The following is a 19,623-nucleotide window of genomic DNA, read 5'->3' as shown; positions in this document are numbered from 1 at the left end:
CGTGCGGGAGAGCGGCCCGGTGTCAGGAGAGCGCGGACTCCGACAGCTCGGTGAGGCCGTCGGGCGTCGTGTCGAGAGGCTGCTCGGTCCAGATGGTCTTCCCGCGCCGGCCGTAGCGGCTTCCCCAACGGGAGGTGAGCTGAGCGACGAGGAACAGGCCGCGGCCGCCCTCGTCCGTGGTCCGGGCCCGGCGCAGGCGGGGCTGGGTGCTGCTCGGGTCGGAGACCTCGCAGACCAGCACGCTCTCCCGGATGAGCCGCAGCCCGACCGGGCCACCCGCGTAGCGGATGGCGTTGGTGACCAGCTCGCTGACCACCAGCTCGGTGGTGAAGGCCAGCTCGTCGAGCCCCCAGGCGGTGAGCTGCCGCGAGGCCGTCTCCCGAGCGGTGGCGACCTCGGAGGGGTCGGTGGGGAACTCCCAACTCGCCGTGTTCTCCGGCGCGATGGCCCGGGTGCGGGCGAGGAGGAGGGCGATGTCGTCGTCGGGCGGGGCCTCGCCGGTGTCCGCGAGGAGGTCCCGGCCGAGGTCGTCCAGCGGCCGGTCGGGGCGGCAGAACGTTTCGAGGGCGTTCACCAGCCGCCGCAGTCCGCGGGCGGGGTCGTGGTCGCCGCGTTCGATCAGACCGTCGGTGTACAGGGCCAGGACGCATCCCGGCTCCAGCTCGACCGTGGTGGCCTCGAAGGGCATGCCGCCGACGCCGAGGGGCGGGCCGGGGGACAGCTCCAGCACCTCGGTGGTGCCGTCGGGGTGGACCAGGACGGGTGGCGGATGCCCTGCGCTGGCCAGGGTGCAGCAGCGGGTGACCGGGTCGTAGACCGAGTACAGACAGGTGCCACCGATGGTGTCGCGGTGCCCCGGGGGAGCCTCGTCCTCGAGCTGCCGCACGAGGTCGTCGAGATGGGTGAGCAGTTCGTCCGGGTCGATCTCCAGGTCGGCCAGGGTCCGGACGGCGGTGCGCAGGCGGCCCATCATGGCCGTGGCGTGCAGTCCGCGACCGACTACGTCGCCGACGACCAGGGCGGTCCGCAACGACGGCAGCGGGACGACGTCGAACCAGTCGCCGCTGATCTCCGCCCCGCCCCCCGCCGGTCGGTAGAGGCCTGCGGTCTCGGTCGCCGGGGTGTCGGTGGTGGCACGGGGGAGCAGGCGCTGCTGGAGCGCGACGGCCGCGTGGTGCTCGTGCGTGTACCGGCGGGCGTTGTCGACGGCGAGGGCCGCCCGCGTGGCGATCTCCTCCAGCAGGTCCGCCTCCGCCTGGTCGAAGGGATCCGGCTGTTCGGCACGCCAGATCGCGACGACACCGAGCACCAGCCCGCGCGCGAAGAGCGGCGACGCCACGAACGAGTGCCCGTGTTCGGGAACGAACAGCGGTGCCAGCTCCGGGACATGGCCCATGGGGTACTCGGCGAGCCCGCCGGTGACGGTCCTGCCGCGCTGGAGGTTTCGCATGATGAGGCCGTCCGGCAGCGGCGGGCACGGCGCGAGGGGTTGCAGCAGTGCGGCGGGCCAGGGGCCGGGGTCGGCCGCCACCGCGGCCCGGCGCAGATGCCACCGTCCGGCGCCGAACAGTTTGGGCGGCTCCTCGCCGTCGAACACGGCGTCGGCGAGCTCCACCCATCCCACGTCCCCGAGGGCGGGAACCAGCGCGTCCAGCATGTCCTGGGCGGTCTGCAGGACGTCCAGGGAGGTGCCGATGCGCTTCGCCGCCCGATGCAGCAACTCCACGTGGCGGCGGGACCGGTCCTGTTCCGTGGAGTCCGTGAACACCACGGCGGCGCCGCTCGGGCTGCCCGTCGCGTCCTCCATCCGGAATGCGGACAGGGAAAGGGACCGGCGCTGCCAGGCACCCTGCGGCGACCGCATCCGCTGGTGCTTCCCCACCAGGGGAACACCTGTGTCCAGCACCTCGCGGAGGGATGCTTCGACGTTCTCGGCGTCCTGCGCGGACATCACGTCCCGCAGCCGGTCGGGTGTCGGTCCGGGCCGCGCGCCGAACACCTCCGAGGCGAGATTGGCCCGCACGATCCTCAGGTCGGTGTCGTGGACGCTGACCGCGATCCGGCCCTGGGAGAACAGGCTCTCCAGGAAGGACACGCCCTGCTCCACGCCCGCGAGCCGGCACGTGGGGACTGCCACGACCACGAGCTCGGACGCACCTTCCAGGGGTGTCACCCGGAAGGTGACGTCGATCGTGCGGCCGGACCGGTGGCGCAGCCGCGTCTCGCCCGACTCCGGGATCACGCCGGGAAGCCGCGCGCCTTCCCGGGCCTCGCAGGTAATGTCTCCGAGCAGGTCCCGGACCGGACGCCCGCAGACCTCCTCACTCGAACGGCCCAGCAACTCCGCCGCCCCCCGGGACCAGCGCAGGACCGTGCCGTCCCTGTCGAGCACTGCGGTCGACAGGGACGGCAAAGCGGATGTTCGACCGCCCGGCCGATCCTCGGAGGCGCTCATTTCGCTCCTCGTCGCAGGTGGGGCCACCACACAAGCGAGACGCATCCATTATGGGCCCGTCGGCCTGTGGCCGCAGGGCCCGCCGGTGCGGCGTTCGCGCGAGAGGACCACGCATGATCCGCCCGACCGCGTGGAAGGCAGGCCGGCGACGGGCGACGGGCAGCGGTGATGAGCGACGGGTGACGGGCGAGGACCGGTGGTCGGCGGGCAGCGATTCCGAAGGGAGCGCAGGACACGTGCGGCCGGTCGACGTGTGGTCGGAGCAAGGCGTGTATGCGAACGGGTGGGCCTCGTCCGCCGCTGATGTGCCTGCGCCCGCGGTCCGCGCGGACGCGGGGTCTGGGCGAGATCTTCCTCCCGGCTGCATGTACGAGGGAAGGAGCACGCATGCTTCGTCGTATCGTGATCACCACGGCGGCTGTCGTCGCCGCCGGACCCATGGCTGCTACGCCGGCCTTCGCCGAGTGGCTTCGAAGGTCCACACGTCGTCGGAGGCGGTCGGCGCGACCCCTGCCCGATAGTTGCCGTGCGCCGTGACCGTGGTGAATCCGGCCTGTTCCAGGAGCGCGGTGAACTCGGAGAGGCCGAACCAGAGCAGGGAGAAGATCTGCAGTTCGGTCCGCTCCAGGACCCCCTCCTTCCAGGACTCGTAGCGCAACCAGCGGGTCGAACGCTGGGCGACCGGGTCCACTTCCTTGTGCCACGTGGTCAGGGTGATCAGTTGCTCGTCGTTCCACCAGTGCCGGACGGGGTCCGTGCCGGGGTGGGTCGTGAAGGACGGCGGTTCGAGATCGACTATCAGCCGACCGCCCGGGGCCAGGCTCTCGTGCATGGCGCGCAGCGCGGCGAGCGCGCCGGACCGGTCGGACAGCAACGCGAACGATCCGGTCGGAATCACGATCGCCGCACAGGAACCGGGATCGCGGTACGTGGTCATGTCGGCTTCGAAGACATCGGCCGACAGGCCGCGCTTCGCGCAGTTGGCCCGGCACTGTTCCAGCATCGGGAGCGAGGTGTCGTAGCCCCGCACCGTCAGTCCCTGTTCGAGCAGCGGGATCAGGATCCGGCCCGTGCCCACGGCAGGTTCCAGGATCGGGCCGGACACGCCCTGGAGCCGGTCCGCGTAGAACTCGACATCCCCGAACGACGTCCCGATCGGCTTGTCGATTTCATAGACCAGTGAGGCCAGAGGTCCATAGCGCCAGGCCGCCTTGTCGATCGCGTTGTCCATGACGCTCCTTGAGAGTGCGGTCGTTCCACCGGGACCATTGTCCCCGATGCGCCGTGAACCTCCCGATGGGGGCCTCCCGGTCTGCGGGCGGCGTCGTTCCGGTGGAGAACGTCGAGCGCACAATGGCCCGGCCGCTTTCGAGGCATTCGTCCACGCCCTGTCGGCACGGCGTCGGAGAACGAACCACACCGATTGCTCGCGCTCTGCGAGGGCTTCACCGTCACCGTGCTCGTGCTTGCGGAGCGCGCCGGAATCAGAGTGGACCCGTCACAACTCGAAGCCGACCCGGGAGGCCCGTTCGAGGACGTGCAGATTTTCGCCGTCACCACGAGGTCCGCCCTGACCGAATCAGGAGCTCGTGGCAATGAACTGCATGAAAGCGCAGGGTAGTTGGTCCGAAACGTGCCCCGCTGACCAGTGCCGCCGCGTACGTCGCACCGATATGACCAGGCGCTCGGGCGCTCCACCGACGAGCCTTCGGCCACCTGACGATTGTCCAAATGTCGGGGAGTGCCCCACGCGGCGGTCGCCGTATCGTGGAGGTGTCTTTCGGGGTGAGGGCGAGACCGGAAGCGCGGTGTGGAGCGGTGGCCCTGAGCGTGAGCGAGGCTTCGATGGTCCGGGGATCGCAAGCCCGTAACGGTTCGTGCCGGTGAAGGGCTGCCGGTTGTTGTCGGCAGTGGAGTCCGTCTGCTCGTCGCCCACCGGAGCCGAGGAGAATCTCATGATGGCCGTCGCGCTCACCTCTTCTCCTCGCGCGGGGAGAACGCCTCTGGGACGGGGGAGTCCCGGGCGGGCGACGATGGCTCCGACTCCCGCCCGGTCCACCCCGCCGGGTGGGGCCGCCGCACCGGCGCGGCAGCGGTGACCGGAACGGGCCGGCTCCGGATGCGGGCCGAGGGGGTGTCCCACGCCCCGGCCCACCGGGTCCCGGACCGGCGAGCGTGCTGCCCGTCGTTCGTCACCGACGTCCGGGGCGTCCTGCCGAACAGCGCCCGACGGGGCGAGAACCGGACGGCCGGTGACCGGGGACACGTCTGCGGACGTGCGCGATGAACGACCGACTTGGCTTCAGCCTCACCCAGTTACGGTATTTCGTCGTGTCCGCCGAGCTCGGCAACATATCGGAGGCGGCCGAGAAACTGTGTGCGTCGCAGTCGACGGTCTCGTCGGCTGTGATGAGGCTGGAACGTCAACTGGGTGTGCAGTTGCTTCTCCGCCATCATGCCCGTGGGGTCACCCTCACGCCGAGCGGCCGGCACCTGCTGCGCGAGGCACGCGCGCTGCTCGGCCAGGCGAGGAATCTGAAGGCCCAGGGCGACGCCCTGGCGGGTGACACCACCGGTCAGCTCGATGTCGGGTTCTTCTTCTCGATCGCCCCGTTCCTCCTCCCTCTGGTCCATCGGATGCTGAGGGAGCGGCATGCGGAGTTGCAACTGAACCCTCACGAGGCATTCGCCGACCGGCTGTTGGGTCTTCTGCAGGACGGTCGATGCGAACTGGCCGTGACCTATGACTTCCTCGCGAATGATTCCAGGTTCCACCCCCTGGTGGACCTGCCCGTCTACGCCCTGCTGGCCGATGGCGACCCGATGGGGCGGGCCGGCGCGATCGGCCTGGACGAGTTGGCCGCTCGACCGCTCGTCACTCTGAACGCCCCGACCGTCCTCCGGCACTTCGAGAAGATGTTCGCCGGTGCCGGTGTTCCCATGCCGCGTGTGATGACGACAGCCAGTCCTGAGACGATGCGCGGGCTCGTGGCCGCCGGTTCCGGGTTCGCGTTGATGTATCAACGCACGCCGAACATGACGACTTTGGACGGCGGGAGGGTTCGAGCGGTCGAGATCGCCGGGGACCTGCCTTCTCTGTCCCTCGGTGTGGCCATGATGCCGGACCTGATCATGAGCGGACGCGGCAGAGCCTTCGTGGACGTCCTCAGATCCGCGGTCGCGATCAGTTATGCCGCGCGTACGTCGGCGTGACCCGGAAGTTCCTCGCCGCGCTCCGCCGCGTCACGCTCTGCAGCGACGACGGGCGGGCACCGCGACGGGCCGTCGTGACCCGGGCGGCGCGGCCCGCTCGTCGCGCGGACCGTCCTCAGACCAGCGTCCTGAGCACGTTGGGGTCGTAGGGGACGGTCAGGGACAGCTCTCCGCGGAGCGCCTTCGCCGCCCAGTCCGGGTTGGCCAACAACGTCCTGCCCACGGCGACGAGGTCGAACTCGTCGCGCCCCAGGCGGGCCAGCAGCTCCTCGATGCCGGTCAGCCCGGCCTGGCGGGTGTAACCCTGGGCGAATTCGCCTTCGCCGTACTGCCGGTCCAGGCCGACGGAGCCGACCGTGACGGTGGCCCTGCCGGTGAGCTTGCGCACCCAGCCGGCCAGGTTGAGCCCACTGCCGTCGAACTCGGGCTGCCAGTAGCGGCGGGTGGAGGCATGGAACGCGTCGACACCGGCGTCGGTCAGCGGAGTGAGCAGCTGCGCCAACTCGTCCGGATTCTCCGCGATCCGGGCGTCGTACCGGTTGACCTTCCACTGGGAGAGCCGGAAGAAGACCGGGAACCCCGGACCGACCACCGCGCGGACAGCCTGGACGATCTCCGCGGCGAAACGGGCGCGGGAGGCCGGGTCGCCCCCGTAGCGGTCGGTCCGCCGGTTGGTGTCGCTCCACAGGAAGTCGTCGATCAAGTAGCCGTGCGCGCCGTGCAGTTCGACGCCGTCGAAGCCGAGCCGCTCGGCGGCGACGGCCGCCTGCGCGAAGGCGGCCACGGTGTCGTCGATGTCCTGCTGGGTCATGGCCTTCCCGGCGGGGGCGCCGTCCAGACCGAGCCCGGACGGGCCCTCGGCGGGCGGCTCGGTCGCCGCGCGGACGACCCCGGTGTGCCACAGCTGCGGAATGATCCTGCCCCCGGCCCGGTGCACCCGTCGCACGACATGTGCCCAGCCGTCGAGGGCCCGCTCGCCGTAGAAGTGGGGCACGTTCTCGTACGCGCCGGCGGCGGCGCGGTCGACGTAGGTGCCCTCGGTGATGATCAGCCCGACCTGGTTGGCCGCGCGGCGGGCGTAGTAATCCGCCACGTCCTGGCCCGGCACACCGCCGGGGGAAAGCATTCTGGTCATCGGGGCCATGACGATCCGGTTGGCGACCGTCAAATCACCCACGACGAACGGCTCGCCCAGGCTGGCCATTATTCCTCCCGAGTTGTCGGCACCGCATGTACGTACCATCCGTTGTGCGCCTGTTTCTTCCGGTCCGGCGAAAGAATTCCGGCCGGTACGAAACGCGACGGCGCGCATCGACGGCGCACGATTATCTGCAACGCGGGATCACGGCGTCCAGACGGCCGCGACGGCGCGGACCTTCCGACGGCTCATTTCTTTCCCGTACCGGACTGTGCGGATCCCTTTCGTGCCCTGCTCTTGCGGCCCGTACGCGCCATCTCGTGCGCACCCGGCGGCGACCACGCCGATGTCTTGATTGCCGACCATGAAGAACGGCGATGGGGAGCCGGGCCCGGCGGTTCGTCCCCGTCACCCGGGTGTCGCGGAAAGAATCGATCGGGTGGACACCCGATGTCATGCGTGGAAACAACCCGGTGCAGGCGTCTTCGACGCATCGCAAGATGCGATCCAGCGCATCGAAATAATCATCTTGACCGTGTCAATGAGATCGCCGATAGTGGTCCCGGCGATTCCGCGCCGCCATGATCAGTCGGATCAAAAACTCTCATTCCGAATCGCAGCCCGAGAAATGGCCTCGGTCGCCGATTCGTGTCGCGGACACTAGGTTTTCGACGAAATCGAGGGGGTGGAACCAAGGGTGAGTCGAAGTCGCTCTACCGCGCAGGTCTCCAACGAGCTGGAAGGCAAGCGAGCCGTGGTCACCGGCGGCAGCCGCGGCATCGGCGCCGCGATCGTGCAGAACCTGCTCGACGCGGGCGCAACCGTCGTCACCTCGGCCCGCAGCTCGACCGAACACACCCCGTCCGCAGCCAAGTTCGTCAGGGCGGACCTCAGCACCCCCGACGGCGTACGCGAGTTCGCGGACGCCGCGCTGGAAGACCTCGGCGGAGTCGACATCGTCGTCAACAACGCGGGAGGCTGCCGGGCCCTCCAGAGCGCGCTGGAGATCGAAAACGACTGGCAGTACACGATGGACATCAACTTCCTCGCCGCCGTCCGGCTCAACCGCGCGCTCGTGCCGTCCATGCGTGAGAACGGGGGCGGGGTCGTCCTGCACGTCTCTTCCATCGCCACCATCGCTTCCTATCCGATGATCCTGCACTACGCCGCCGCCAAGTCCGCGCTCGAGACCTACAACAAGGGGCTCGCGGCCGAGTTGGCGCCGCAGGGCATCCGCGTCGTCGCCGTCTCCCTGGGGAACGTGGCGACACCGGGGGCGGACGAGGCGCGCGAGCAGATCGTCGACTACCTCGGCAGCGACGAGGTGTCATGGGCGGACGAGATTCCGCTGGGGCGTCTCGGCCGGTCGCAGGACATCGCCGAGGCGGTCGGTTTCCTGGTCTCCGACCGGGCCTCGTGGATCACCGGCAGCACGCTCGTCATCGACGGCGGGCGGATCGCGGCCATGTGACCCGGGGCCCGGTGCGGACGCCGACACGGCGGTCCCGCGCACCGATTCCCGGCACCTCCGACACGGGCGGTCCGCACACCGAACCCCAGCAGGCCCGACAGACCTGCCGACCGCGGCGACGGACCGGCGGTCCGGGCAGCACACGAACCGCAGCCGCATCAGTGAGCAGTTGTTCATGTTGTGAACGAGTGACCGTCTGCCAGGACTGGAAGGACTGACACGATGACCACCACAGGGGACGGGGCCCGACCCTATCCGTTCGGTCCGGTCGACCGGCTCGAAGTGGATCCGCGGCTGGCCGAGCTGAGCGGCGAACAGCCGGTACTCCGTGTGAGCCTTCCCTTCGGCGGCGACGCCTGGCTCGTCACACGGCACGCGGACGTCAAGACGGTGCTGGCCGACTCCCGGTTCAGCCGCGCCGCCGCCGTGGGCGACCACGTGCCCCGCACGGTCTCCGCCGGGCTGCCCAGCACCTCCATGCTGAGCATGGACCCGCCGGAGCACAGCCGGCTGCGGCGCCGGGTGGCCAACGCGTTCACCGTACGACGCGTCGAGGCGCTGCGCCCGTACGTCCGGCGGATCGTGAACGGCCTGCTCGACAACATGATCGCCGCAGGACCGCCCGCCGACCTCACCAAGGCGCTGACCTGGCCGCTGCCGATCACGGTGATCTGTGAACTGCTCGGTGTGCCCGTCGCCGACCGCGACCGGTTCAACGTCTGGGTGGACGGTCTGCTGATGCTGTCCGACCCGGAACAGTCCGCACAGGCGCGCGAGCACCTCAACGACTACCTCGCCGGCCTGGTCGCGCTCCGTCGCACCGCCCCCACCAGTGACCTGCTCGGCGAACTGGTCACCGCGCAGGCCGAGGAGGAGGACCCGCTGCGCGAGGAGGAACTGGTCAGCCTCGGGGTCAGCCTGTTGTCCGCCGGGCAGGAGGCCACCGCCAACCAGATCGGCAACTTCGTCTACACACTGCTGACCAACCACGATCTCTGGCGGGAACTCGTCGCCGATCCCGGGCTGATCCCCGACGCAGTCGAGGAACTCTCCCGGATCGTCCCGATCAGCGCCACCGCCGGCTTCACCCGCATCGCCACCGAGGAGGTGGAGCTGGGCGGGCAGACCGTGTGCGCCGGTGACGCGGTGGTCGCCGAACTGGGCATGGCCAACCGGGATCCCGAGGTGTTCGACCGCCCCGGTGAGATCGACTTCCACCGGGGGAGCGTCCCGCACGTCACCTTCGGGCACGGCGTGCACCACTGCCTCGGCGCGCAGCTGGCCAGGATGGAACTGCGCACCGTTCTCGAAGCCCTCGTCTCCCGTCTGCCCGGCCTGCGCCTCGCGGTAGCGGCCGACGAGGTGCCGTGGCGGACCGAGCGTCTGATCCGCGGGGCGGAGACGCTGCCGGTCAGCTGGTGAGGTCGCGCCGGCGTCGAGGTCGCGCCTCGGACGGTCCGCCGGAGCCGGAGCCGGAGCCGGAGCCGGAGCTGGAGCCGGAGCTGGGGCCGGGATCAGGGCCGGGTGAGGGGGCGCCGGATGCTCGGACCGGACGTTCCGTCCCGGTGCCCCGGTCGTTCGGAACGAACCACTCACCGGCACAACAGGGACGCTACGGGAGGGCTGGTCATGGCCGAACCACTGGAGACGATCGCCGCTGCGGCGCATGATCCGGACAAGGGTCTGGCCGAGGTCATGGCGCTCATCATGGAGGGCTACGGGGACCGCCCGGCCCTCGGTGAACGCGCCAGGCAACCCGGGACGGCGCGCCTGCTCCCGCGGTTCGACACCATCAGCTACCGCGAGCTGTGGGCACGCGTCCGCGCGGTCGCCGGCACGTGGTACCACGACCCGCGCCACCCGCTGAGCGCGGGCGACCGCATCTGCACCCTGGGCTTCACCAGCACCGACTACGCGACGCTCGACCTCGCGTGCATCCATGGGGGTGCCGTCGCCGTGCCCCTGCAGTCCAGCGCGCCGCTGTCCCAGCTGATGCCGATCATCGCGGAGACCGAGCCGCGCGTCCTCGCGGCGAGCACCGAGCGCCTCGGTATCGCCGTCGAGGCCGTGCTCGAGGGCACCTCCGTCGAGCGCCTGATCGTGTTCGACCACCACCCCGAAGCCGCGGACCACCGCGACGCCCTCGAGGCGGCCCGGCGCCGTCTCGCCGAAGCGGGCACTCCGGTGGCCGTGGACACGCTGGCCTCGCTGATCGCGACGGGAACCGTGCTCCCACCCGCCCCGTTGTTCACCGCCGATCCGGGCGACGACCCGCTGGCCCTGCTCATCTACACCTCCGGCAGCACCGGGACCCCCAAGGGGGCCATGTACACACAGCGGCTGGTCGGCACCGCGTGGTACGGGTTCAGCTACGGGGCGTCGGACGTGCTCCCGGTGAGCATCCTCTACATGCCGCAGAGCCACCTCGCGGGCCGCTACGCGCTCATGGGCTCGCTCGTCCGGGGCGGTGTCGGCCACTTCACCGCCAGGAGCGACCTGTCCACCCTGTTCGAGGACATCGCGCTGATCCGGCCCACCGAACTGACCATGGTCCCGCGTCTGTGCGACATGCTCTTCCAGCAGTACCAGAGCGAACTGGACCGGCGTACGGGCGAGCCGGGCGACGTCGAGACGGCGATCAGAACCGATCTCCGTGAGAACTTCCTGGGCGGGCGCGTCACCAAGGCGTTCTGCGGGACCGCCCCGCTCTCCGCCGAGGTGGCCGCCTTCGTCGAGTCCTGCCTGGATCTCCACCTGTACACCGGATACGGCTCCACCGAAGCGGGCGGGGTGCTGCTCGACACGGTGGTGCAGCGCCCACCGGTGATCGACTACAAGCTGGTCGACGTCCCGGAACTGGGCTACTTCCGCACGGATGTGCCCCACCCGCGCGGGGAACTGCTGCTCAAGACCGAATCCATCATCCCCGGGTACTACAAGCGCCCCGATGTCACCGCCGCGGTCTTCGACGAGGACGGCTACTACCGGACCGGCGACGTCTTCGCCGAACTCGGCCCCGACCGGCTCGTCCACGTCGACCGCACCAAGGACACGCTGAAACTGTCCCAGGGTGAGTTCGTGGCCGTCTCCCGCCTGGAGACCGTCTTCGTCGGCAGCCCCCTCGTCCAGCAGATCTTCGTGTACGGCAACAGCGAGCGCGCCCACCTGCTCGCGGTCGTGGTGCCCACACCGGCCGCACTGGCCAGGAGCGGCGGGGACGTCGAGTCGCTCAAGGCGCTGCTCGGCGCATCGCTCCAGGACGCCGCCAAGGAGGCGGAGCTCAACCCGTACGAGATCCCGCGCGACTTCCTGATCGAGACCGAACCCTTCAGCGCCGAGAACGGCCTGCTCGCCGAGAGCCACAAACTGCTGCGCCCCAGGCTCAGGGAACGGTACGGCGAGGCCCTGGAGCGGCTGTACGCGCGGCTCGCCGACGGGCAGTCCGAGCGCTTGCGCGAGCTGCGACAGGCGGGGCCGGACCAGCCGGTGCCGGAAACGGTCGCCCGGGCGGCCCAGGCCCTGCTGGGCCGTTGGGACACCGACCCGAGTGCCGACGCGCACTTCACCGACCTGGGCGGGGACTCCCTGTCCGCGCTTTCCTTCTCCCAGCTCATGAAGGAGATCTTCCGCGTCGAGGTTCCGGTCGGGGTGGTGATCAGCCCCGTCAACGACCTGGCGCGGGTGGCGCGGTACATCGAGGCGGAACGCGAGTCCGGCACGAAGCGCCCCACATGTGCCCTGGTGCACGGCGAGAACGGCTCCGAGGTCCGTGCGGGTGATCTCACCCTGGACGCCTTCATCGACGCGCCGACGCTCGCCACCGCCCCGGCGCTGCCCCGCTGCGACGGCACCCCGCGGACCGTCCTGCTGACCGGCGCCGGCGGCTACCTCGGCCGGTTCCTGTGCCTGGAATGGCTGGAGCGGCTGGCGCCCTCGGGCGGCCGGCTGATCTGCGTCGTACGCGGCAGCGACGCATCCGCGGCGGCGAAACGGCTGGAGGGGGCCTTCGACAGCGGCGACGCAGAACTGCTGCGGCGATACCGGGAACTGGCCGAAGGAACCCTGGAGGTCCTCGCGGGCGACATCGGCGAGCCGCGCCTGGGCCTGGACCAGGACACCTGGGACAGGCTGGCGAGCACCGTGGACCGGATCGTCCACCCGGCCGCCCTGGTCAACCACGTACTGCCCTACACGGAGTTGTTCGGGCCCAACGTCGTGGGCACGGCCGAACTGATCCGGCTGGCGCTCACCGCGCGGATCAAGCCCTTCACCTACGTGTCCACCGTCGCCGTCCAGGCCGGTGCCGGGACCCTCGACGAGGACGCCGACATCCGCGTCACCAGCCCGGTGCGGAGCCTCGACCAGAGCTACGCCAACGGGTACGCCACCAGCAAATGGGCAGGGGAGGTCCTGCTCCGGGAGGCGCACGACCTGTGCGGCCTGCCGGTCACCACGTTCCGGTCGGACATGATCCTCGCGCACCGCAGGTACCGGGGACAGCTGAACGTGCCCGACGTGTTCACCCGACTGCTGCTCAGCCTGGTCGCCACCGGAATCGCGCCGGCCTCGTTCCACCGGACCGGCACCCGCGCGCACTACGACGGTCTGCCGGTCGACTTCACCGCCGAGGCGATCACCGCACTCGGCGCGCGGCCCTCCGACGGCTACCGCAGCTTCAACGCGCTGAACCCGCACGACGACGGCATCTCGCTGGACACCTTCGTCGACTGGCTCATCGAGTCCGGCCACCCGATCCGGCGGATCGACGACTACGACACATGGCTCGCCCGCATCACGGCCGCGATGCGGGCCCTGCCGGAGAAGCAGCGCCAGTACTCGCTGCTGCCCGTGCTGCACGCCTTCGCGCACCCCGACGAGGGCACCCCCGGCGCGGCACTTCCGGCCGAACGCTTCCACGCCGCCGTCCGCTCCGCCGGGATCGGCCCCGACAAGGACATCCCCCATCTGTCGGCCGCCCTCATCCGCAAATACGTCACCGACCTGCGCGGCCTCGGCCTGCTCCGCTGACTTCGTCCGAGTCCAGGCCGACGCCGTGATCCACTCCTTGTGGGGAAGCGCCTGCACCAGCGTGGTCGTCGCGAATTCGGCCTGGAAGTCGCGCAGGAAGCACATCACGAGGCGGCCCCGGAAACCGGTGGCGCGCTCGGTGTCGTCGAGGGCCCGGGTCACGGGTCAGACCGCGGATGACGGTGTCGAAGGCGACGCCGCGCGCGGTATGCGCCTGCGGGTCGAAGAAGATCTCCGCGTAGCGCACGTTCTGGGAGTGCGCCTTGGCCGCGCAGGCCGCCGCGAGGTCGTAGAAGTCCTGCTCGGTGCGGAGCACGGACGGGCTGCGCGAGGTCTCCCGCCGGGCCGGTGTCTCCGTCACCACCGCCTCGCACGCGCTCGACGGGGTCGGCCGGGTCGGAGCCGAGACCCGTCAGCGGGTCCTCGCCGTCGCCGCGGAGGTCGGCTACCGCGCCAATCCCAACGCGCGCGGGCTGCGCGGCGCCCGTACCGGGCTGCTCGGTCCGACCCACCGCACGGCCGTCGAAGGCGGCATCACCGACATCGAGTACTTCGTCAAGATCGTGAACGCCGTGACGTGGACGGCGATGCGCACGACTACTCCCTCGTGCTCGTCCCGCCGTCCCTGGACGGGTGCCCCTTCGACTCGCTGCCGCTGGACGGCACCATCGTCATCGACCCGCTCACCGACGATCCGCTGCTCGGCCGCCTCTCCGGCATGGGCGTCCCCGTCGTCACCACCGGGCGTGACCTGTCCCGCAAGGACGCCTTCCCCTGGGTCGACAACGAGCTGTCCACCTGCGCCGTCGCCGCCCTCGACCATCTCGCCGCCACCGGCGCCCGCCGCAAGGCTGCTGACCGGGTCGACCGGCCAGTCCTACGGCGAGGACGCGGCCGACGCCTACCGCGACTGGTGCGGGCGAACCGGCCGTCCCGTGCTCATGGACCGGGCCGAGTCCGGGACCGATTCCACCGCCGCCGCGCACCGCCTGCCGGCCCGCCCGGACCGACCCGACGCGTTGTACGTCGTGATGGAGAAGTTCGGCTTCGCCACTCTCGCCGTCTGCCGTGAACTCGGCCTGGGCGTTCCCGACGACGTGCAGATCGTGGTGGGCGCGGACGGGGAGTTCGCGCGCAGCGCGCGCCCCGAGCTCACGGCGCTCGACCTTGCCCCGGAGGAGATCGGCAGACAGGCGGCCGAGCTGCTGATCGACGTGATACGGCGGCCACCGCCGGCCGGAGCCCGGCCCGGACACCGTCTCGTCCCGGCCAGGCTGCTGCCGCGCGCCTCCACCCGTCCGGTGCGCACGGAGCACTGAGGCCCCGGACGACGCCCGAGGACACCCGGTGCGGGCGGCGGCAGGGATCGGACCGGGGCGGTCATGGCGCCGACGGATCCCCGACCCCGTCTCGACGGCGCTCCCGCACGGCCGGGCGGCCCCCGCCGGGCCGTGCGGGCGTTCAGCCGGACGTGTGCCGCCGAGGTGCCGCAGGGGTGGACGCCGAGAGGGCTCAGGGGCCCGGCCCCGGCGCGCACCGCTCCTCCGGTCGCCCGCGGCTCACTCGCGCAGGGACGGCTCGGCGAGGCCCCCGCCCAGGAGGTCGCGCAGCAGGCGCGTGGCGGGCAGGGCGGAGTGGAGGTACACGTACTCGCTCCGGAGCTCGACGACCGCGAGCAGGGTGCGCAGCGTGTCCACCGCTTCCTCCGCCTGTCCCGCGTGGTGCTGGGCCTGGGCGAGCAGGCCCAGGTGGAGGGGCTGGCGGATGCGTGTGCCGCTCAGGCGCAGTTCCGCGAGCGCGTCCTTCATCTCGGCGATCCCCTCGCCCCGCCCGGAGCGGGCCAGCGCCCACCCCAGCGGCAGGCGGAGCATCGTCTTCCAGTAGTACAGACCGTGCTCGACGGCCAGCCCGATGCCCTCGGCGCAGGAGGACCGCGCCGTCTCCGCATCGCCCTCCCAGGTGGCCACCACCGCATGGGTGTAGAGGGCGTGGATCCGGTCCCAGGGCCTGCTGTCGTACCGCGTCAGCCGCAGCAGGCCGCGGCGCTGCTCGGCCACCGTCTCCCGGTCGCCGGTCAGCCAGCGGGCCGGCACCTCGTAGCACCGGAAGTAGACGCGCGGGTCGGACTGGTACATCCGCTCCGGAAGCCGTCCCTCGCGGGAGTAGCGGTCGGCCAGAGCGACGCCGTGCTCCAGCTCCGCCAGCGCCTCGGACAGCCGGCCGCGGACGAACAGTACGGTCGCCTCACCGTACGCGGCACCGAGCCGGGCCGTCGGTTCGTCGGTCCGCTCCGCGATCTCCCGCAACCGGAGCGCCAGTTGACGGGACTCGTCGTAGCGGCCGCGGACGAGGAGCGAGGCGCCGAGCATCGACAGGGCCGCGGGGTCGTCGGCGGTGCCCGCCTCCGCGGCGCGGCCCCGGTTGAACTCCGCCTCGGCCTCCGGGTCCCCGAACCCGCGTACGTGCGCGAGCAGTTGGCCGAGCTCCAGATGCAGTCGGTGTTCCAGCTCCCGGGCCGAGGCGTCGTCCGGGAGCAGGCGGACGGTCCGCATCGCACGGCGCAGCCATGTCTCGCGGTCGTCAGACGCCAGACGCGGCTCCGCGTTCGCGGCGGCGCGCAGCAGCCAGGGCAGGACGCGCTGCGCGGGCATGGCGCCCCTGGCGTGCCAGGCATGGTGGGCGACGCGGTCGGCCTCCTCGGGGGCGCTCTCCGCCCCCGGCCGCGAGGACAGGGCCTCGGCGTACCGGGCGTGCAATCGTTCGCGTGCCTCGTCGGTCAGTTCGGCGGTGAGCACCTCCTGGGCCTGGGGGCAGCCGAGACGTAATCGTCCGGGGCGGTTCGGGTCCGGGGCCAGCAGACCGTACCGGATCGCCGATTCCACCAGCGCGATGGCCGAACTGCCGCCGGAGGCACGGCACAACGCGTCCACCTCGATGTCGGGGGCGACGACCGCGCACAGGCGGAGCAGCAGCAGGAACGGCTCCGGCAGCATGGCGAATTCCTGGCGCAGGACCTTGCGCGCGTACGTCGTGACGAGGCCCAGGAGTTCGTCCGTGGCGTCGGAATCGCGCAGGTCCCTCGCGCCGCCGAGGTAGGAGAGCATCTGGAGGACGAAGTACGGGCTGCCCGTGCCCTGGCGGTGCAACGCGTCCGCCAGCCGCTCGTCGGCACCCGGACCGGCCTGGGCGTGGACCAGCGCGGCGACGTCGGACCGGGCCAGTCCGGTGAGCCGGAGGATCTCCGTACGGGGGCCCTTGAGCACCTCGGTCATCAACCGGAACCTGGAGGCGTCCGGCCAGGCCTCCAGGTCCCAGCCGGTCAGGACGATGCTGAGGCACTGTCCCTGACGGCGGGTGGCGAGCAGCCGCAGAACCTCCAGGGACGCGGTGTCCGCCCAGTGCACGTCCTCCAGCAGCAGCACCAGCGGACGACGCGCGGCCAGGGCGAACAGGATCTCGCAGACGGCGTCGTGCACCCGGAACGGGTCCCGGGAACCCTCCGGTTCGCAGCCCTGCCCACCGCTCGTCCCGGCCTCGCGCCAGCCGGGCAGCAAGGGGGCGAGCAACGTTCCGAAGGGCGCCGCGGCTTCCTGGAAGGCGTCGGGCCGGGAGGTCGAGAGCAGGCGCAGCACCTGCGTCCAGAGCCAGTACGGCGGGACGCCCTCCCCGGAGAAGGAACTGCCCCGCACCGTCTCGATGTCGCTGTCCCCGTCCCGGATCCGCTGGGCCAGTTCCATCACGAGATGGGTCTTGCCGAGCCCCGAGGATCCGAACACGCAGGAGAGATGGCCGCGGCCGTCGGCGGCACCGGCCGTCGCCACGACCAGGCGCCGCAGCTCCCGGTCCCGGCCCGTCATCGGCGGCGCCGTACCGGGCTTGCGCGGGGACGGTTCGTAGGGGATGGGCCGGACCCGGGGGGCGCGGCTCCGGGCCGCCGGTCCGACGGCACAGGAACGGGCCGTGGTCGCCACCGTCCGGGGCGCCGCCCCGGACACCGGCGGGGCCCCGACAGAGACCCCCGCGCTTCCGGACGCGGCCCACCGCCCCGGTGCCCCGGCCGGCTCCTCGTCACCGAGCTCCTGCCGAAGGAGTGCCACGTGCAGCCGTTGGAGCTCGGCGGTCGTGTCCACGCCGTACTCCTCCACCAGATGGCCCCGCGTCCACTCGTACACCTTCAGCGCCTCGGCCTGACGGCCCGTCCGGAACAGGGCGGTCATCAGATGCCCCACCAGACGTTCTCGCGTCGGATGCTGGCGCGCCTCGCGCTCCAGTTCGGTCACCACCTCGGCGGGCCTGCCCAGCGCGAGTGCGGCCTCGGCGGACGCCTCCAGGGTGGTGAGGCGGACCTGTTCAAGCCGGGTGCTCTCGTCGGCGAGCGGCTGGTGGGCGGCGAACTCGGCGTACGGGGCGCCGCGCCACAGGGAGAGGGCCCGGGTGAGGCGGTCACGGGCGGCGAGCGGGTCACGCGCCAGCAACTGCCGCCCGGAAGCCGCGAGTTGCTCGAAGAGCTGGGCGTCGACCTGATCCGGTGGCAGCTGGAGCACGTACCCCGGGGCCTGGTAGCGCAGCACCGAGGCGCCACCGGGACCGCCCGCCGGGGCCAACGACCGGCGCAGATGGGAGACGTGGCTCTGCAGCGTGGCCACCGCCCGCAGCGGGGGATCGTCCCGCCAGAGCCCCTCGACCAGGGCGGGCGTCGGGACGACCCGGCCCAGTCTGATGAGCAGCAGGGCCAGCAGCGCCCGGCGGCGCGGTGGTCCGAGCGACACCTCGTGTCCCGCGTACCGCGCCGACATCGGCCCCAGGACCTGGAGCACCGGCCCGTCGGGGGCGGGCGGGCGCGGGGGCGTCGCTGTGATCCCTATCCGACGTGCAGACATACTCGGCCCCATTCGTTCTCACGCTTGAGACGCGCCCGGTGAATTGATCCTAGAACAGCGGATGTTGCTTCCGGTGAATCGCGCCCGGTGAATGGCCGGTAAGCGATCAGACGGCCGTTCCCCCGATATGTCCGGGGAACCGGCAAGTGATCCGCAAGCGAATGGCAAGGGAAGCGGAGAGTACCCGGGACCGGCAACAGAATTCCGGCCAGCGTGCGGCAAGGGGTGTGGCGCAGCATGGGCACGGCGCCGCCGGTGGCGTGGGCCATCCGGCGCGGACCAGGGAGGCACAACGGTGTTGGCGGTTCTCTTCCCGGGGCAGGGCTCGCAGTTCCGGGGCATGGGCGCGGACGTCTTCGGCCGCTACCCCGGCCTCACGCGGTACGCCTGCGACCTCCTCGACTACGACCTCGTAGCGCTCTGCCGCGACAATCCGGACGACATGCTCTCCCGCACGGAGTGCACACAGCCCGCGCTCTACACCGTCAACGCGCTGCACGCGTTCGAGCGCGAGCGGCGCGAGGAGCCGCCCGCCGACTGCTACCTCGGACACAGCCTCGGGGAGTACAACGCGCTCCTGGCCGCCGGGGTCTTCGACTTCGAGACGGGGCTGAGACTCGTCAAGCGGCGCGGCGAACTCATGGCCGCGGCCACCGGCGGCGGGATGACGGCCGTCATGGACGTCCCGCCCGCGCGCCTGCTCGACGCCCTGGCCGAGGACGGCGTCGAGGGAATCGACCTGGCGGCCTTCAACACCGATGCCCAGGTCGTGGTCGCCGGCAGCGACCAGGCGCTGCGCGCGGCCCACGCCGCACTGAAGCAGCGCGGCATCCGCCACGCCCCGCTGCGGGTCCGCGCGGCCTTCCACTCCCGGCACATGGAGCCCGTCCGTGCCGAATTCGAGAAATTCCTCGGCGAGTTCACGTTCGCGGAACCCCGGACCGCTGTGATCTCCAATGCGAGCGCGCGCCCCCACGAACGCGACACGATCCCCGCCATGCTCAGCAGACAGCTCGTCGAGCCGGTCCGGTGGGCCGACAGCATCCGCCATCTCCTCTCCCTGGGGACGGGACTGGAGTGCGAGGAGATGGGCGGCCGTTCCCTCACCCGCATGGTGCGGAGCCTGATGAAGTCCGATGTCCACAGCCAACCAGTCGAAAGCGCGGTGTGAGAGATGGACCGAGCGGGGCACATAAAGAAACTCGTCGAGGACCAGTTCCTCGTGGAGTTCGACGACGAGCTGACGGCCGCGAGCGATCTCTTCAAGGCCGGGGTGATGGATTCCTTCGGGTACGTCCAGCTCCTGAGCGCCCTCGAAAAGGACTTCTCGCTCGACATGACGGACGAGGATTTCATCGCGAACGTCTTCACCTCGCTCGAAGCCATCGACGCCTTCGTGGCCAAGAAGATCGCCGAGCGCGACGACCACTGAAGCAAG

General features: G+C 71.1%; 12 protein-coding genes. 7 read left to right on the top strand and 5 right to left on the bottom strand.

What is annotated here, in order from left to right:
* Positions 1-22: 22 nt before the first annotated feature.
* Positions 23-2,455 (bottom strand): SpoIIE family protein phosphatase, encoded by a 2,433-nt coding sequence (locus ACFYY6_RS32165; protein ID WP_389196925.1) that lies wholly within the window; start codon positions 2,453-2,455, stop codon positions 23-25.
* Between the two features lie 445 nt (positions 2,456-2,900).
* Entirely contained in the window at positions 2,901-3,686 is a 786-nt protein-coding gene (locus ACFYY6_RS32160) for a class I SAM-dependent methyltransferase (protein ID WP_351518193.1), read from the bottom strand.
* 1,052 nt (positions 3,687-4,738) lie between these two features.
* On the opposite strand from ACFYY6_RS32160, the gene ACFYY6_RS32155 reads away from it, so the two are divergent.
* Positions 4,739-5,668 carry a LysR family transcriptional regulator gene (locus ACFYY6_RS32155; protein ID WP_389196923.1) on the top strand — a complete coding sequence of 310 codons (930 nt, stop codon included), beginning with the start codon at positions 4,739-4,741 and terminating at the stop codon, positions 5,666-5,668.
* Positions 5,669-5,783: 115 nt separating this feature from the next.
* On the opposite strand, the gene ACFYY6_RS32150 is transcribed toward ACFYY6_RS32155, so the two are convergent.
* Positions 5,784-6,872 carry an NADH:flavin oxidoreductase gene (locus tag ACFYY6_RS32150; protein WP_389196921.1) on the bottom strand — a complete coding sequence of 363 codons (1,089 nt, stop codon included), beginning with the start codon at positions 6,870-6,872 and terminating at the stop codon, positions 5,784-5,786.
* Positions 6,873-7,503: 631 nt separating this feature from the next.
* Between ACFYY6_RS32150 and ACFYY6_RS32145 the strand changes: the two genes are divergently transcribed.
* From ACFYY6_RS32145 to car, 3 genes are all read left to right on the top strand, one after another.
* The gene (locus ACFYY6_RS32145; protein ID WP_351518198.1) at positions 7,504-8,277 is read left to right on the top strand and encodes an SDR family oxidoreductase; all 774 of its coding nucleotides are present in this window, start codon (positions 7,504-7,506) and stop codon (positions 8,275-8,277) included.
* A 222-nt stretch (positions 8,278-8,499) separates the two neighbouring features.
* Complete coding sequence (locus ACFYY6_RS32140; protein ID WP_351631759.1) at positions 8,500-9,699, top strand: cytochrome P450; 1,200 nt, start codon at positions 8,500-8,502, stop codon at positions 9,697-9,699.
* Between the two features lie 207 nt (positions 9,700-9,906).
* Entirely contained in the window at positions 9,907-13,305 is a 3,399-nt protein-coding gene (car, locus tag ACFYY6_RS32135) for a carboxylic acid reductase (RefSeq protein ID WP_389196919.1), read from the top strand.
* Here car and ACFYY6_RS32130 read toward each other — a convergent pair.
* Complete coding sequence (locus ACFYY6_RS32130; RefSeq protein ID WP_389196917.1) at positions 13,271-13,621, bottom strand: hypothetical protein; 351 nt, start codon at positions 13,619-13,621, stop codon at positions 13,271-13,273. The two genes, car and ACFYY6_RS32130, sit on opposite strands and share 35 nt — an antisense overlap.
* Here ACFYY6_RS32130 and ACFYY6_RS32125 point away from each other — a divergent pair.
* Positions 13,611-14,624, top strand: a complete 1,014-nt coding sequence (locus tag ACFYY6_RS32125) for a LacI family DNA-binding transcriptional regulator (RefSeq protein WP_389196916.1) — start codon at positions 13,611-13,613, stop codon at positions 14,622-14,624. The genes ACFYY6_RS32130 and ACFYY6_RS32125 overlap by 11 nt on opposite strands.
* 240 nt (positions 14,625-14,864) lie before the next feature.
* On the opposite strand, the gene ACFYY6_RS32120 is transcribed toward ACFYY6_RS32125, so the two are convergent.
* A complete protein-coding gene (locus ACFYY6_RS32120; protein WP_389196914.1) occupies positions 14,865-18,185 on the bottom strand; it encodes a BTAD domain-containing putative transcriptional regulator in 3,321 nt (1,106 codons plus the stop codon).
* A gap of 295 nt (positions 18,186-18,480) precedes the next feature.
* On the opposite strand from ACFYY6_RS32120, the gene ACFYY6_RS32115 reads away from it, so the two are divergent.
* Both ACFYY6_RS32115 and ACFYY6_RS32110 read left to right on the top strand, forming a co-directional pair.
* On the top strand, positions 18,481-19,356 hold the full coding sequence (locus ACFYY6_RS32115) for an acyltransferase domain-containing protein (protein ID WP_351518204.1): 876 nt from the start codon (positions 18,481-18,483) through the stop codon (positions 19,354-19,356).
* A gap of 3 nt (positions 19,357-19,359) precedes the next feature.
* Positions 19,360-19,617, top strand: a complete 258-nt coding sequence (locus ACFYY6_RS32110; RefSeq protein WP_351518206.1) for a phosphopantetheine-binding protein — start codon at positions 19,360-19,362, stop codon at positions 19,615-19,617.
* Positions 19,618-19,623: the final 6 nt, after the last annotated feature.

Origin of the sequence: Streptomyces sp. NPDC001750 (genome assembly GCF_042892615.1) — a bacterium.
Lineage (GTDB): Bacteria > Actinomycetota > Actinomycetes > Streptomycetales > Streptomycetaceae > Streptomyces.
Note: the sequence above shows the minus strand (reverse complement) of the source record. Positions and strands in the feature narration are given on the sequence as shown.

What these genes read in the sequence shown, in the direction of transcription:
- ACFYY6_RS32165 (WP_389196925.1), bottom strand. Translation starts at nt 2,455, where the DNA reads ATGAGCGCCTCCGAGGATCGGCCGGGCGGTCGAACATCCGCTTTGCCG.
- ACFYY6_RS32160 (WP_351518193.1), bottom strand. Translation starts at nt 3,686, where the DNA reads ATGGACAACGCGATCGACAAGGCGGCCTGGCGCTATGGACCTCTGGCC.
- ACFYY6_RS32155 (WP_389196923.1), top strand. Translation starts at nt 4,739, where the DNA reads ATGAACGACCGACTTGGCTTCAGCCTCACCCAGTTACGGTATTTCGTC.
- ACFYY6_RS32150 (WP_389196921.1), bottom strand. Translation starts at nt 6,872, where the DNA reads ATGGCCAGCCTGGGCGAGCCGTTCGTCGTGGGTGATTTGACGGTCGCC.
- ACFYY6_RS32140 (WP_351631759.1), top strand. Translation starts at nt 8,500, where the DNA reads ATGACCACCACAGGGGACGGGGCCCGACCCTATCCGTTCGGTCCGGTC.
- car (WP_389196919.1), top strand. Translation starts at nt 9,907, where the DNA reads ATGGCCGAACCACTGGAGACGATCGCCGCTGCGGCGCATGATCCGGAC.
- ACFYY6_RS32120 (WP_389196914.1), bottom strand. Translation starts at nt 18,185, where the DNA reads ATGTCTGCACGTCGGATAGGGATCACAGCGACGCCCCCGCGCCCGCCC.
- ACFYY6_RS32110 (WP_351518206.1), top strand. Translation starts at nt 19,360, where the DNA reads ATGGACCGAGCGGGGCACATAAAGAAACTCGTCGAGGACCAGTTCCTC.